We start from the raw sequence: 13,184 nt of genomic DNA on the forward strand, positions 1-13,184 counted from the left end.
GCATGTGTTTTCTGGATTCAGAGAAGTAGTCTTTAGTTCTTTAAACAAGATGGGGTAAATTAAAAAAACATCATTTCGTTTCTAAGAAATTGATGTTTTTTTGCTTCATTCATTCCCGTATTACACGATTTCCTGGGACACGACTCAAGCCTATAGTCTCTCCCAAATTCTGAGTCTCCCCCTGCAAGCCTAAAATATTAATATTTATCCCATTCAAAGAAATTTCTAGTTTGTCCCGGACATTTAAATTTTAAAATCTTTCCAACGTTAAATCCATATTTATACCGGTAGCTGCCTTAAAGCCGTCAGCTGCAGCAATCATCAAAGAAGAGGGGCCACCCTTTTCTGTCTCGCCTGCAATGTAGACGCCATTTACTGTTGTACGTCCAAAACCGTCTGTGATAATACCACCGTTTTCATCTGCTCCACAATTTAATTGTTCTGCGAATTTATTTGGGCGATAAAAGCTTGGAACTACGAATCCGCCACTTCTTGGAATATGATCACCTGATTCTAATTCAATGCTTTCCAAGTTCCCATTCTCTCCATGTAAGCTTTTAATCATTTCCGTATAGACTTTAATCTTTTTACCTTCAATTGTATCTTGCGTATTATCAGATATTTGATGACCATTAGAGAAAACGATTAAATCCTTCGACCAGTTAAAAACCAATTTAGTCATATGAAGTAGGTGATCTTCATTTTCTGCAATGATAGCTATTGGCTGGTCTCTCAGCTCCCAGCCATCACAATATGGACAGCTGTATAAGCTTTTACCGTAATATTGTCTAATTTGTTCTAAGGAAAATTCCTCCTGTACACCGGTTGCTAACAATATTTTTTCTGTTAGATAGGTTTTGTTGTTTGATGTAACTAAGAATAAATTCGTCTCAATATCCTTAGTTATTTCTAGCACAGTCTCATTTGAAATTGACACAGAAGGGTAGGGCTCTAAATCTTTTATTGCTATATCTTTAAATTCTTGCGGTTTAATATTATCTCTTGTTAAGAAACCATGTGACTCTTGCGTTACACGGTTTCGATTTGTTCCATTATCAATTACGGCAACCTTTCTACGGGCTCTCCCTAAAGTTAACGCCGCACTTAATCCGGCAGGTCCTGCACCAACTACAACACAATCGAATTTTTCCATCCTAAATCTCCTCCGTATCTTTAATGTATATTATAGAGTCATAATATCTACAATTAAGGTGAATAAAAGACATCAAAATTTAGATAGACGTCTCATTCATTTTGTTAGCAAGGTCAACGATGAGTGTTTGATTCAATTCATTTAAAAGCTTTGCCTCAGCCGATTCAATCGCCTTCTGAATTAAACAATCTGGATTATGACTGTGACAATATTCAAAAATAGGCGTCAACCCTTCAATCGCATTTATAACATCCAGTATTGAAAGCTTTTCCCAGCCAGCTTTTAACTTATAGCCACCATTTGCCCCTGAGACAGATTCAACCATCCCCGACTTTACTAGCTTTGTAAGTATTTTAGATAAATAGGTCGTTGAAACATCCTGATGCTCAGCCAACTTTGCCACACCTATATGCTCATTAGGTGGATTAACAGCCAAAAACATCATCGTGTGAAGCGCATAGTTCGTTGCTTTCGTTAACTTCATAATATCACCCAATTGTAGACTTAATGTGTCTATGATATCAACTTAGGTTTTTAAAGGCAAGTACTTGGTTTCAACAACTATCGACAATCTAATTAAATGAAGAATCCATTATAAATTTATGGAAAATTATGTTAAAATTGAAATGAGTGTTCTTTATTGATAGTGTGAGGGGAAAAGTGTCATTTTTTAGTAGAAATATAAGAATACAATAACTATCGGCAAGAAGGATAGCAAGCTAAAACAAAGCAGAATCATCTTTTATGATAAAATAAAAAGCAAGAATAGTATTCCGGAGGTGAGCGTTTTGACAATGGGAATTTTAGCCCTTATCACGATGGCAGTGTGGTTTATACAAATTAACGAATTCAATAAACCCAAAGAAAAGCAAAACAATCGAAAAACGATTATCTTAACTTCCTTTGGTTGCCTTTTAACATTGGTTTTAACCGTGGACCTTTTTAAAAATTTCCTTGCATAGTAATTAATTATTGACCGCTTTTCTCAATGTAGGAGAGCGTTTTTTTTAGTTCTTTGGTATAATAAGGAAATAAATGACAGGCATTCAGGAGGTAATTTTGTGTCAGCTACATATATAATCTACAATATTGTCCCTTATGGGTTCATACTTTTACTTAGTTACATATTTATAGATATATTTCTCGACTATTTTAGAAAATCGAAAAGCAGTAATTTAAATAGAATCCTTCTATATAGTTTTCTATTTTATTTGTTAAGTTTAATTCAAATCAAGTTTGGTGGTATTACACTTCCACTTATTGACCCTGCTGATAGCCAAAGCACATTCATTTATGAAGGCGCTTGGTTTGGCCTATTCGATACAATGCATTTCAACATCTCTACTTTTAGTTATTCGGCTATCTTTTATAATCTCGTAATTTTATTACCTTTGGGAATATACCTATCCGTTCTTTTCGATTTAAAAAGTAATTTAAAAGCAGTCACACTCGTTGCTCTCATTTGTATTGGAATTGAAATAATTCACCTTCTATTTGGCAAAATGGGCATGATTCTAGGTGGTATGAACTATTTAATGACTATAATAAGCTTGTTCATTAACATTATTGGCGGTACTATCGGATTCCTACTAGCTGAACATACATTGAAACGGTTGAACTCGTTTAAAAATACAGGTGAAGTCAAATTAGTAAAATAACTATTTTAATTTGTTCGTAGAGATTGGAGTTTTAAAGTTGAAGAAAAATAAAATTTTCGTTACATCCTTATTAGTCGGATTGTTAGTCATCTCAGCTGCCTGTGGAAATTCATCAGAAAAGACTACGGATCAGGATCAGCCGGAAGTGAATAAAGAATCCTCGGATAGTTCTTTGTCGAGTGAAATTTCCACAGCTATTACAAATCCAATTGCTTCTGAAAATAGTGACGTGAATGTCGATAATGACGATAGCAAAAATTTACTATCCCAGTATTCTAGTGAACAAATTGAATACGCACGAGTTTGGTTGCAGCTTGGACCAAACCAAGAGATAGATGAATTGAATGTTCGAAAGATTTCTGCTGGCGAACCAATCAATCCTGATGATGAAACAAGTGCCAACTATCCAGAAGATGTGATCCAGCTAGCCGGTTCCCGTTTAGTAGATGGGTCAGTCACTTATAGTGGAAATGGGGATGGCACGATTAATGTATACAATGTGCCATTACGGTGGGATGGTAACTATCCGGCCGGGGAAGACTTCTACAATGATATAATTGAAAATACTAAGCAAGTGTATATTGAAACCGGGAATGACGATAAAATCATAGCATTAATTAAATTGCAAATAGTTCATCAGTAAGCACGTGGTGGAGATAAGGGAAGAGTACTTGGGGATGCTATTTATAAAAATGAAATAACGGAAAAATTTTCGGTTAAACTGGAAAATATGGTTGATTTAGTAGAAATAAAGGAAGAATTTCCTGTTATTTGGTTAAAATTATCAAATTTAGCCTTAATTTAACCGGATAACGGAAAAATCTCCTCTTATTTCAGCTTCAAAGACGCTCTCTATCAACAATAACCGAAAAACTTCCCCTTATCCCCACTTCGAAATGCCTCTCTCTCCAAAAATTCTCCAGATTCCCCCCATAAAATTCATTCCAACCAACCTCACCCCCACAACAAAAAAACCTCCTTCTATTCCTTTGGGAAAATGAGGATTAATCGGCGCTATTTGGGGAAAAAATATGATGAACGCAAATTAAAGGATGCTTTATGCCTTGTGGGGTAAAGGATCTATCGAGGAGGTTCATAGCAAATGGGAAAAACAGAACAAACAGTTGCTGAATTGATGCTGGAACAACTGACTTTGTTTGGTGTGAAACGGATTTATGGTGTTGTGGGTGATGCAACTATTGGCCTTATTGATGCACTGGCTAAGCAGGATGAAATTCAATACATTGCGGTGAAGCATGAGTCGACAGCTGCTTTTATGGCTTCCGCGGAAGCGAAACTAACAGGTGGGCTGGGCGTTTGTACCGCGACGATGGGGCCAGGTGCAGCTAATTTATTAAATGGTCTTGGTGATGCATATGCAGACAGAGCGCCAGTGCTTGCAATTACGGGACAGGCCCCGACTGATAAAATCGGCACGGAATATCAGCAGTATGTTGACCAGCAGGAGCTGATGAGTCCTTTTGCTACTTATTCTGCTAATCTAGCAAGCCCCGATGCGACGATTGCTGTACTTCAGAAAGCGGCGCGAACATCGCTCGGACAGCGGGTTGTATCGCATATATCTGTTCCAAAGGACATTTTCATGAAGCCTGCTACAGGAAAGCCGCGAGCATTACCGGAAGTGATTGAGGGTCCTGCCATCTTCACGAAGGAAAGCTTAAAAAAGGCAACGGAAATCATGAAAACAGCGAAGCGACCAATGATTCTTGCAGGTTCTGGAGCGACTTCTGTTACAGAGGAGCTAGAGAAGCTTGCAGATTTGTGGGGAGCCGGCATTCTTGTTAGCTTGGGAGGAAAGGGATTGTTCGATGAGTCCTCCAAATATATTTTACAAGGGATTGGGGAAGGTGGTAATCCTCATGCCTCTGAATTGTTTAAACAGGCGGATGTGGTGCTTCTTGCCGGTACGACTTGGTGGCCAGAAGGGTATGTCCCAACGGATGCACGAATCATCCAGATTGACCGCCAATTCGATAAATTTGTAAAAGATATTCCAACAGAGCTTGGAATCTCGGGCAAAACAGAAGAAGTCCTGCCATTCTTGACAGAGAGCCTTCAGGGATTCTCTCGTTCAGAGGATTGGGTCGCTCGTTGCCTAGAAGTAAAAGACAAATGGGCGGCACAAAACGAGAAGGAAGGCAATACAAAAGGTTTCCCAGTTCATCCAGCGCGAATTATCCGTGCCCTTGATCGAACAGTTGCAGCGGATGCAATACTAGCCCTTGATACAGGTGATAATACTGTCTGGACGAATCGTATCTTCCGACAAAAGGAGCAATCTGTATTATTCTCAGGCTATTGGCGTACAATGGGCTTTGGCCTTCCAGCTGCAATGGTAGCTAAGCTTGCGAAGCCTGAAAAACAAGTAGTAGCAATCGTGGGCGACGGTGGACTTCAAATGGTACTAGCTGATTTATTGACAGCTACCCGCTATAAGCTCAACATTACAGTCGTTGTCTTAAATAATGAGTCTCTGCAAATGGAAAGAGACAAAATCCAGGCTGAAAACAAGAAAGAGGTTGGGGTAGATTTAACCAACCCTGATTTTATAAAATTAGCAGAAGCCTGTGGATGGCAAGGCTTCCGTGCAGAGTCAGACACAGAGCTTGAATCGCTGCTAGAACAAGCACTCAATACGAATGCGCCTACTCTAGTAGATATCAGCACGGCCCAGGTATTCTTCCCAGAAACTGAATAAAAAACGGTGGTGATCGAACTAGCTTATAATAGTCGGTCACCACTTTTTTATGAGCAATCTACATTCTCATCGAATGCTCAAGATGAGCTGTTTAATAAGTGGCTTCCCTAAATCCTCCAGTCTATTATTATCTAATTGTAGTCCCCAGAAATAAATGACACCCAGTATGCTTTGTACAAGTATTTTATAAAAAATATGGGTAGATTCAATATTTTTGATAGAGTCATCCTTTATTCCATCATCAATAATCTGTCGAAGAATTATATAGAGCTTGCGGTCCTCATTTGTAAAAAAAGTATGCTCATTACTAATAATCGCTGCGGAATAGATGACACGCATCAGCTCTTTGCCCATATCTTCCTCGATGCAGTGAAGCACCGCATGACAAAAGGCTTCCAATCTTTCTAGTGCAGTAGGATATTGTGGCTTTAGCTCCTCGTAAATCTTTATATACCGTTCATCCAATTCCATAAAACGATTCATGAAAATACTAGATTTGGAAGGAAAGTGTTGATAAAAGGAGCCCTTGGACGTTTTGCTTTCCTTTACAATTCGATCCACCGACACGTTATCATAACCATATTTTTTAAATAACCCGATTGCCACCTCCATGATGTGAAGCTGAGTTTGAATCCCTTTTGCCGTTTTATTCTCTAAATTAACCATTTTTTCTCCTTAAATAATTTTTTTGTTGGAATTTTTATATTTTTCAGTTAATATAATTATAACATTAGACTACAGTCTAGTCAAAAGGGGATGGAAATGGAGAAACTAAGGAATGTAGAGGAATTAGCGCCACTATTTAAGGATAATATGCGTTTGCTCGTCGGAGGATTCGGAATTTCAGGTACACCATTAACATTATTGGATGCTGTAGCAAAATTTGAAGCAGGAAACTATGAAATTGTGAGTAATAATTTGGGGGATGATGGGAAGGGGCTGCATAAGGTTTTTGAAGCGGGGAAAATCACTAAAGCAATTGGCTCTTTTTTCACCATTAACAAAGAAGCTGTTATCGCTTGGTCGAAGGGAGAATTGGATATTAGTTTAATGCCGCAAGGGACTTTGGCAGAGGCCATCCGCTGTGGAGGTGCCGGAATCGGTGGATTTTATACACCGACTGCTGTAGGAACAAGACTGGCTGAGGGCAAGGAAATTCGCGAAATTGATGGGGTTCGCTATTTATTTGAAAAGGCCATCAAAGGCGATATTGCTCTCATCAAAGCATCGAAGGCCGATAAAGCAGGAAATCTAGTCTACCATACAACTGCTAGAAACTTTAACCCATTAATGGCTACCGCTGCAGAGACAGTCATTGTAGAGGTAGATGAAATTGTTGAAATAGGTGAATTGAATCCTGAAGAAATCGTAACACCACATATCTATGTCGATTATGTAGTGGAAAGTAAATACACAAAACAAGGGGGTGCTTACGTTGAAATTAGATAGTCGAGAAATCATCGCAAAGCGTATAGCACAGGAGCTAAAAGATGGGGATGTCGTAAATCTAGGAATCGGCATTCCAACACTTGTTTCTAAATATATTGGTGATAAAAAAGTATATCTTCAAACAGAAAACGGTCTACTAGGGATGGGACCGCCACCAAATGAGGATGAAGTAGATATCGATTTAATAGATGCGGGGAAGGCGACTGTAACTATTATGCCGGGAGCTTCCTTTTTTGACAGCGCTTTCTCATTTGGTATGATCAGGGGAAATCATATTGATGTAGCAGTTTTGGGGACGCTCGAGGTTGACCGGTATGGTGAGATTGCAAACTGGTCTGTTCCAAATCAACCAATTTTAGGTGTTGGTGGGGCAATGGATTTAGTAGCCGGAGCAAAGAAAGTAATTGTAGCTAGTACTCTCTTTACAAAGGATGGATCTCCTAAATTAGTAGAATCATTAACACTGGACTCGAGTGGTGAACGTCGGGTTGAGCAATTTGTAACAGAATATGCGAGCTTTACCTTCCAAAATGGTGATATTTTCATAGACGATATCTATGGTAATTTATCATTTGAAGAGTTAAAAGAGCGAATTGGGTTGCCGTTAAAACAAAAATAGAATAGTGGGGGTGGAAGGGGATGTGGAGTTTAATCTCGATAGGTATTTCGTTAATTCTATTAATCACTTTAGCTTTAAGAGGATTTAGTATTATCATCATTGCTCCTGTTGTCAGTTTGTTCGTAATGGTAACAAACGGATTGCCGATTTTGGATACATTCCAGGGTGCATATATGACAGGATTTATCGGTTATGTTCAGAAATACTTCCTTATCTTTTTATTTGCAGCGATGTTTGGAAAGCTGATGGATGATAGTGGTGCAGCTCGCCAAATCGCCAACCTTTTACTGAAACTCATAGGAAAAAATAGTAAATATAAAGTGCTAGTAGCAATTATGATTATTTGTGCGTTCTTAACGTATGGCGGTATAAGTTTATTCGTTGTAATTTTCGCCGTATTACCTATCGCAAAGCCATTATTCAAGGAATTAGATATTCCTTGGCATCTATTTATGGCACCCTTCTTTACCGGAATCGGAACCTTCACCATGACAATGCTGCCGGGGACACCTTCTGTACAGAACATTATTCCCACAAAGTATCTTGACACAACTGTGACAGCAGCGCCATTACTTGGGATTATTGCAACGGTATTTGTTCTTGCCATAAACCTATGGTACATGAAGTTTGCTCTAAAACGCTCAGAACAACGCAATGAAACCTATGCAGCCATGACAAATCCTGATAAAGATAGCGATGGAGGCATCAAGGATCACTTTGAAGGTCGTGCATTGCCAAATGTATGGGTGAGCTTTATTCCCCCAATCGCCTTACTGGTCTTATTAAATATTTTTAAGGTTGACATTGTTTACACGCTAATGGCGGTTGTTGTACTAACGGTTATATTGTTTTGGAAACACATCGCAATCAAAAAGAATTCGATTAATGATGGCGCGGTCTCTGCCGTCCTACCGATCATCAACACAAGTGCTGACGTTGGGTATGGCTCTGTTATTGCTATTACAGCAGGCTTTGGTATTTTCAGTGAGGTTATGACGGATATTCCAGGCAGTCCACTCATTTCACTGTTCCTTGCAACAACAGCACTTGCCGGAATTACTGGCTCCTCAAGTGGAGGTCTTGGAATAGCGATGGAAGCGTTGTCATCAACCTACCTGAAGCTCGGACTAAACCCGGATGCCATGCACAGGGTAGCTGCCATTGCCTCGGGAGGCTTGGATTCACTGCCGCATAATGGAGCAGTAATCACAATATTAGTTGCATCAAAGCTGACTCATAAAGACGCTTACAAGCATGTCTTTGCCACTTGTGTAGTTGCACCATTGATTGCAAGTATCCCAATGCTAATAGCAGCAGTTTTATTCTACTAGAATTGAAGGAGGTAGAAGGATGATACAAAAAGTTGGAGTAATTGGAGCAGGAACAATGGGTTTTGGAATTGCTTTTCAATTTATCACCAATGGAATTCCTGTAGTCTTGCAGGATATCAAAGAAGAATCCTTGAATTTAGCAAGGGAAAAGATAAAAACATACCTAACCATTTTTCGTGAAGAAGAGAAATCGTTTAAGGATTCAGATGAGGTGATTTTCGATAGACTAACACTTTCAACATCCATTCAGGAGGTAGCTGATTGTGACTTAGTCATTGAATCTGCAACGGAAAACCTTGAACTAAAACAGGAGATTTTTAGACAGCTAGATGAAATTTGTGCTGAGCATGCAATCCTGACGTCCAATACATCAAGCTTGAAGCTTTCAGACATCATTCGCGATGTGGAAAAGCATAAGGATAAAGTGATGCTGACTCATTTTTTTAACCCGGCACATATCGTCCCGCTTGTGGAGCTTTTAAAGGGACCTGAAACAAAACAGGAAACCTATGATGAAGTGAATGCCATTATGGAAAAAGTGGGCAAGGTTACGATTGAAGTTCGAAAAGAAATGCCCGGCCTTGTAGCCAATCGCATCCAAACTGCCTTGGCTCGTGAAGCATTATCGTTATTGGAAGAGGGCGTTGTGTCTGAACAAGATTTAGAGAGTGCAATATTTGCAGGACCTGGATTTCGATTTGCGACAAGTGGCCTGCTGAAGATTATGGATTTTGGAGGATTGGATGTATGGGAAATCGTAATGGATCAATTGCAGCCTGAAATCGAATCCAATGTATGCTCGTTTGGCGTCATTAAGGAGAAAACAGAACAAGGTCATCTAGGTGTCAAAGCTTCAAAGGGCTTCTTTGAATATCCAGGAAAAGGCTTGGATGACTACGTAATCGAGCGAGATCGTTCATTAATCCAACAACTAAAAACATTCGATAAAGTACAAGGGGGAAACTAGGATGCGTAATATTTTAGTAACAGGTGCTGGAGGCGGACTCGGATCTGCGATGGTTAAGAAGTTTGTTGAAGAAGGGGATTATGTATTCGCTGCAGATTTAAACTTAGAAAATGCCCAAACAGTAGCGCAAATTTATCCAGGCAAGGTAGAGGCACTTGAGCTGGATGTTTCCAACTCAGATTCTGTTAAAAGTGTAATAGATTATATTTGCAAGGAAAATGAGCTTCATGTTCTCGTAAATAATGCCGGTATCCAATATCGTGCTAAGATAGAGGATTTTCCAGAAGAGAAGTGGGACTTACTTCAAAATGTCATGCTAAAGGGCCCCTTCTTAATGACGAAATATGTGTTTCCTTATATGAAAAAGCAGCAGCATGGACGTATTGTCAATATTTCCTCTGTCCATGGGGAACTGGCAACACCAGAGAAGGTCGCATATGTAGCAGCAAAGCATGGTGTGATTGGATTAACTCGCGTTGCTGCACTTGAAGGGGCGATGCATGGGATTACAGTAAATGCTGTTCTGCCAGGTCCGGTAAAAACCCCTTTACTAGTGAAGCAGCTAAAGGATCTTGAAGAAAGTAGAGGTATGACAGAAGGGGAAGCGTTAAATGAAATTGTTTATCCAAAGCAAGCGATGCAGCGTTTTATCACTGCAGAAGAAATTGCAGATGGCGTATACTTCATTTCCTCGAAGCACGCTAAGGGAATAACAGGCGAAACGTTAAGTGTATCAGGTGGAATGTAAAGGGAGGATGAAACAGATGACAGCATATATTGTAAACGGTAGTAGAACAGCATTTGGGAAATTTGGAGGGGCATTTACTGACACAACAGATATTGAGCTTGGCGTTGTTGCTGTAAAAGAAGCATTGCTGCGTTCAGGGGTGGAAGCAGCACAAATCGATGAAATTATATTCGGAAATATTATCCATACAACAAGCTCATCGGCGTACCTGGCACGTCATATTGGCTTGAAAAGTGGATTAAGGGAAGAAAGTACGGCACTTACGGTCAACCGCCTCTGTGGATCAGGCTTACAGGCGATTGTTTCAGCGGCACAGGAAATTGAGCTTGGGAATGCTCATGCATTAGTTGCTGGTGGTACAGAAAACATGAGCCAGGCACCACAAGTTTTACGCGGTACACGCTTTGGTTCACCGAATAAAGCACCGCTTGTTGAGGATATGCTATGGGCGACTTTGTACGATGAAGTTGCAGGCTGCGGTATGGGAATGACTGCTGAAAACCTGGCAGTTAAATATGGAATTTCCCGTGAAGAACAAGACGAGTTTTCCTATAATTCACATAAACGTGCAGCAGAAGCAAGCCGCTCCGGTCGTTTTGCCGAAGAAATTGCACCTGTATCGGTGAAAACAAGAAAAGGCATAGTTGAAGTAACAGCTGACGAACATATCCGTGGAGAAATTACGATGGACGGCTTAGCCAAATTAAAGCCGGCATTTAAAAAGGATGGAACTGTATCAGCAGGAAATGCCAGTGGGATTAATGATGGCGCAGCAGCGGTTGTCGTTGTATCAGAAGAATTCTTAAAGAAGAACCAGCTAAACCCATTAGCTAAAATCGTCACTTCTGCAACAGCAGGAGTCGACCCAACAATTATGGGAATCGGTCCAGCGCCAGCCATTCGTAACGTATTGCGAAAAGCGGATTTATCCTTAGAAGACATTGGCCTATTCGAGCTCAATGAAGCCTTCGCCGCCCAGTCCTTAGCAGTCGTAAAAGAGCTAGGCATCGATCAAGAAAAAGTAAATGTCAACGGAGGTGCAGTAGCACTTGGCCATCCAGTAGGTGCAAGTGGTGCCCGCATCACATACTCCCTCGCATTAGAAATGCAAAAACAAGGTGTCAAATACGGCATAGCAAGCCTATGCATCGGTGGCGGTCAAGGAATTTCTATATTACTAGAGAATCCAAATGTATAGTAGGATTTAAAAAGCTTTCATTAAATGGCGTGTTTCTTAGGAAATGCGTCTTTTTTTATTTGAAGGAGTTATTAGACGATTTGTAATTGAAGTCCTTTGAGTTGGATATTTATGTTAAAATTGGGGGTGAATATACAAAAAGGATGGAAAAGGAATCGTTATGAAACTTTTAAAAATAATTTTATGTATTATCGTGTTTGCTATAGCAGGATATAGTTTATGGACTGATGAATTTGGAACAATCCCGATTCTTCTATTAGCTGCTGGGCTAATGACTTTAGTCTCAGGCATTATTGAACTTCAAGAAAAGCGTAAACTGAATGCGTATTTGTCGTTCCTATCGGCGGGGTTTTGTATTTTTGTTTGTGTTTATATATTTTTTAGTTAACAGTACCGTAAAGGTTCTAAGCGACCTGATTTAGTGGAGGTAGGAATGGCGAAGGAAAAAATCTTAAACTTAATAACTCTATGTTTTGTAATTTGTTCATTATTATGGGGTTGCTCTAACAATATAACTGATCTTGAAGAAATAAAGGGATCTGGCTTGACTTATAGTGAGTTTTTTAAGGAACTAGATAAGCTAGATGAAAGAGAAAACGTTACATATTATAAACCAGTTCCGATTAGTGAAATGGACTCAATCAATACCTTTAAAAATGTTGAAATAATAAGTACTGAGAATCTACCCTTTGAGGTGGATGAAGAAATGGCATACTTGGTTACTTCCGAAGATAGTAATGGAAATGATATAAATCAAATACAATTCAGTTATCTAAACAAATCGGAATACGAGTCAGTAGAGGAATTTTTCATTATTTCTATAACTGAAGCTAGGGAAAATCCAATAGAAAATAATCGTATTTTTGATGAAGTAGATTTAGTTGGAAACGAGTTAAGAAAAGATCTTTTAACTGAAGATATTCCTATTTACCAGCAAATAATTACTACTGATAGTGCAATGTTATACAGATATTATAATTATGATAAAAATAAAAATAGCATTGATACTGTTGGAACAGCTGCGAATGAATTTTACACTTATTACAATGGGTACGTGTATCACATAGGTTATTTAATCGATAAGGATAGGAATACTAAAGAAATGCAAGAGCACATGCTTCGAATAACCCGTGATTTAATCTTAGGGAACTCATAGTAAATTGAAGATAGTGAAGAATTAAGTGCTGAAGGAGGGATTGCTTTGGCAATCATCTTTATGATAATTATGTTCGTTCTGTTATTTGATGGACACGCGATAAGGAAGCAGAATGAGGAATTAAAAGCTCAAAATGAAAAAATATTAGCTGAAATAGAATATTTGAAAAGAAAGCTTTGAAAGGAG

General features: G+C 39.1%; 16 protein-coding genes. 13 read left to right on the forward strand and 3 right to left on the reverse strand.

Features of this window, described 5'->3' with window-relative positions; translation table 11 throughout:
- Positions 1-250: 250 nt before the first annotated feature.
- Positions 251-1,153, reverse strand: a complete 903-nt coding sequence (locus LG296_RS07040; protein ID WP_404427765.1) for an NAD(P)/FAD-dependent oxidoreductase — start codon at positions 1,151-1,153, stop codon at positions 251-253.
- 79 nt (positions 1,154-1,232) lie between these two features.
- The gene (locus LG296_RS07045) at positions 1,233-1,637 is read right to left on the reverse strand and encodes an Rrf2 family transcriptional regulator (RefSeq protein WP_404427766.1); all 405 of its coding nucleotides are present in this window, start codon (positions 1,635-1,637) and stop codon (positions 1,233-1,235) included.
- 304 nt (positions 1,638-1,941) lie between these two features.
- On the opposite strand from LG296_RS07045, the gene LG296_RS07050 reads away from it, so the two are divergent.
- From LG296_RS07050 to LG296_RS07065, 4 genes are all read left to right on the forward strand, one after another.
- Positions 1,942-2,115 (forward strand): hypothetical protein, encoded by a 174-nt coding sequence (locus LG296_RS07050; RefSeq protein ID WP_404427767.1) that lies wholly within the window; start codon positions 1,942-1,944, stop codon positions 2,113-2,115.
- A gap of 99 nt (positions 2,116-2,214) precedes the next feature.
- Entirely contained in the window at positions 2,215-2,811 is a 597-nt protein-coding gene (locus LG296_RS07055) for a hypothetical protein (RefSeq protein ID WP_404427768.1), read from the forward strand.
- 37 nt (positions 2,812-2,848) lie between these two features.
- Positions 2,849-3,454, forward strand: a complete 606-nt coding sequence (locus LG296_RS07060; RefSeq protein ID WP_404427769.1) for a hypothetical protein — start codon at positions 2,849-2,851, stop codon at positions 3,452-3,454.
- A 459-nt stretch (positions 3,455-3,913) separates the two neighbouring features.
- On the forward strand, positions 3,914-5,530 hold the full coding sequence (locus LG296_RS07065; RefSeq protein WP_404427770.1) for a thiamine pyrophosphate-binding protein: 1,617 nt from the start codon (positions 3,914-3,916) through the stop codon (positions 5,528-5,530).
- A 66-nt stretch (positions 5,531-5,596) separates the two neighbouring features.
- On the opposite strand, the gene LG296_RS07070 is transcribed toward LG296_RS07065, so the two are convergent.
- The gene (locus LG296_RS07070) at positions 5,597-6,196 is read right to left on the reverse strand and encodes a TetR/AcrR family transcriptional regulator (protein WP_404427771.1); all 600 of its coding nucleotides are present in this window, start codon (positions 6,194-6,196) and stop codon (positions 5,597-5,599) included.
- Between the two features lie 96 nt (positions 6,197-6,292).
- Here LG296_RS07070 and LG296_RS07075 point away from each other — a divergent pair, with 96 nt between their 5' ends.
- The 9 genes from LG296_RS07075 to LG296_RS07115 all read left to right on the forward strand — a co-directional run bounded on the left by LG296_RS07075 (position 6,293) and on the right by LG296_RS07115 (position 13,178).
- On the forward strand, positions 6,293-6,979 hold the full coding sequence (locus LG296_RS07075) for a CoA transferase subunit A (protein ID WP_251397561.1): 687 nt from the start codon (positions 6,293-6,295) through the stop codon (positions 6,977-6,979).
- Positions 6,966-7,598 (forward strand): 3-oxoacid CoA-transferase subunit B, encoded by a 633-nt coding sequence (locus tag LG296_RS07080; RefSeq protein ID WP_404427772.1) that lies wholly within the window; start codon positions 6,966-6,968, stop codon positions 7,596-7,598. Before LG296_RS07075 ends, LG296_RS07080 begins: the two co-directional genes overlap by 14 nt.
- A gap of 20 nt (positions 7,599-7,618) precedes the next feature.
- Positions 7,619-8,929, forward strand: coding sequence for a GntP family permease (locus LG296_RS07085; RefSeq protein WP_404427773.1), 1,311 nt, complete (start codon positions 7,619-7,621; stop codon positions 8,927-8,929).
- 19 nt (positions 8,930-8,948) lie between these two features.
- Positions 8,949-9,896: a 3-hydroxyacyl-CoA dehydrogenase family protein gene (locus tag LG296_RS07090; protein WP_404427774.1), complete on the forward strand. Its 948-nt coding sequence runs from the start codon at positions 8,949-8,951 to the stop codon at positions 9,894-9,896.
- A gap of 1 nt (position 9,897) precedes the next feature.
- Complete coding sequence (locus LG296_RS07095; RefSeq protein ID WP_404427775.1) at positions 9,898-10,644, forward strand: 3-hydroxybutyrate dehydrogenase; 747 nt, start codon at positions 9,898-9,900, stop codon at positions 10,642-10,644.
- A 16-nt stretch (positions 10,645-10,660) separates the two neighbouring features.
- Positions 10,661-11,842, forward strand: a complete 1,182-nt coding sequence (locus LG296_RS07100) for an acetyl-CoA C-acetyltransferase (protein WP_404427776.1) — start codon at positions 10,661-10,663, stop codon at positions 11,840-11,842.
- A gap of 160 nt (positions 11,843-12,002) precedes the next feature.
- Positions 12,003-12,230, forward strand: a complete 228-nt coding sequence (locus tag LG296_RS07105; protein WP_404427777.1) for a DUF3953 domain-containing protein — start codon at positions 12,003-12,005, stop codon at positions 12,228-12,230.
- A 45-nt stretch (positions 12,231-12,275) separates the two neighbouring features.
- Complete coding sequence (locus LG296_RS07110; RefSeq protein ID WP_404427778.1) at positions 12,276-12,998, forward strand: hypothetical protein; 723 nt, start codon at positions 12,276-12,278, stop codon at positions 12,996-12,998.
- Between the two features lie 45 nt (positions 12,999-13,043).
- The gene (locus LG296_RS07115) at positions 13,044-13,178 is read left to right on the forward strand and encodes a hypothetical protein (protein WP_404427779.1); all 135 of its coding nucleotides are present in this window, start codon (positions 13,044-13,046) and stop codon (positions 13,176-13,178) included.
- Positions 13,179-13,184 lie beyond the last annotated feature (6 nt).

It is taken from the genome of Ureibacillus chungkukjangi (assembly GCF_044795995.1).
Classification (GTDB): Bacteria; Bacillota; Bacilli; order Bacillales_A; family Planococcaceae; genus Ureibacillus; species Ureibacillus chungkukjangi.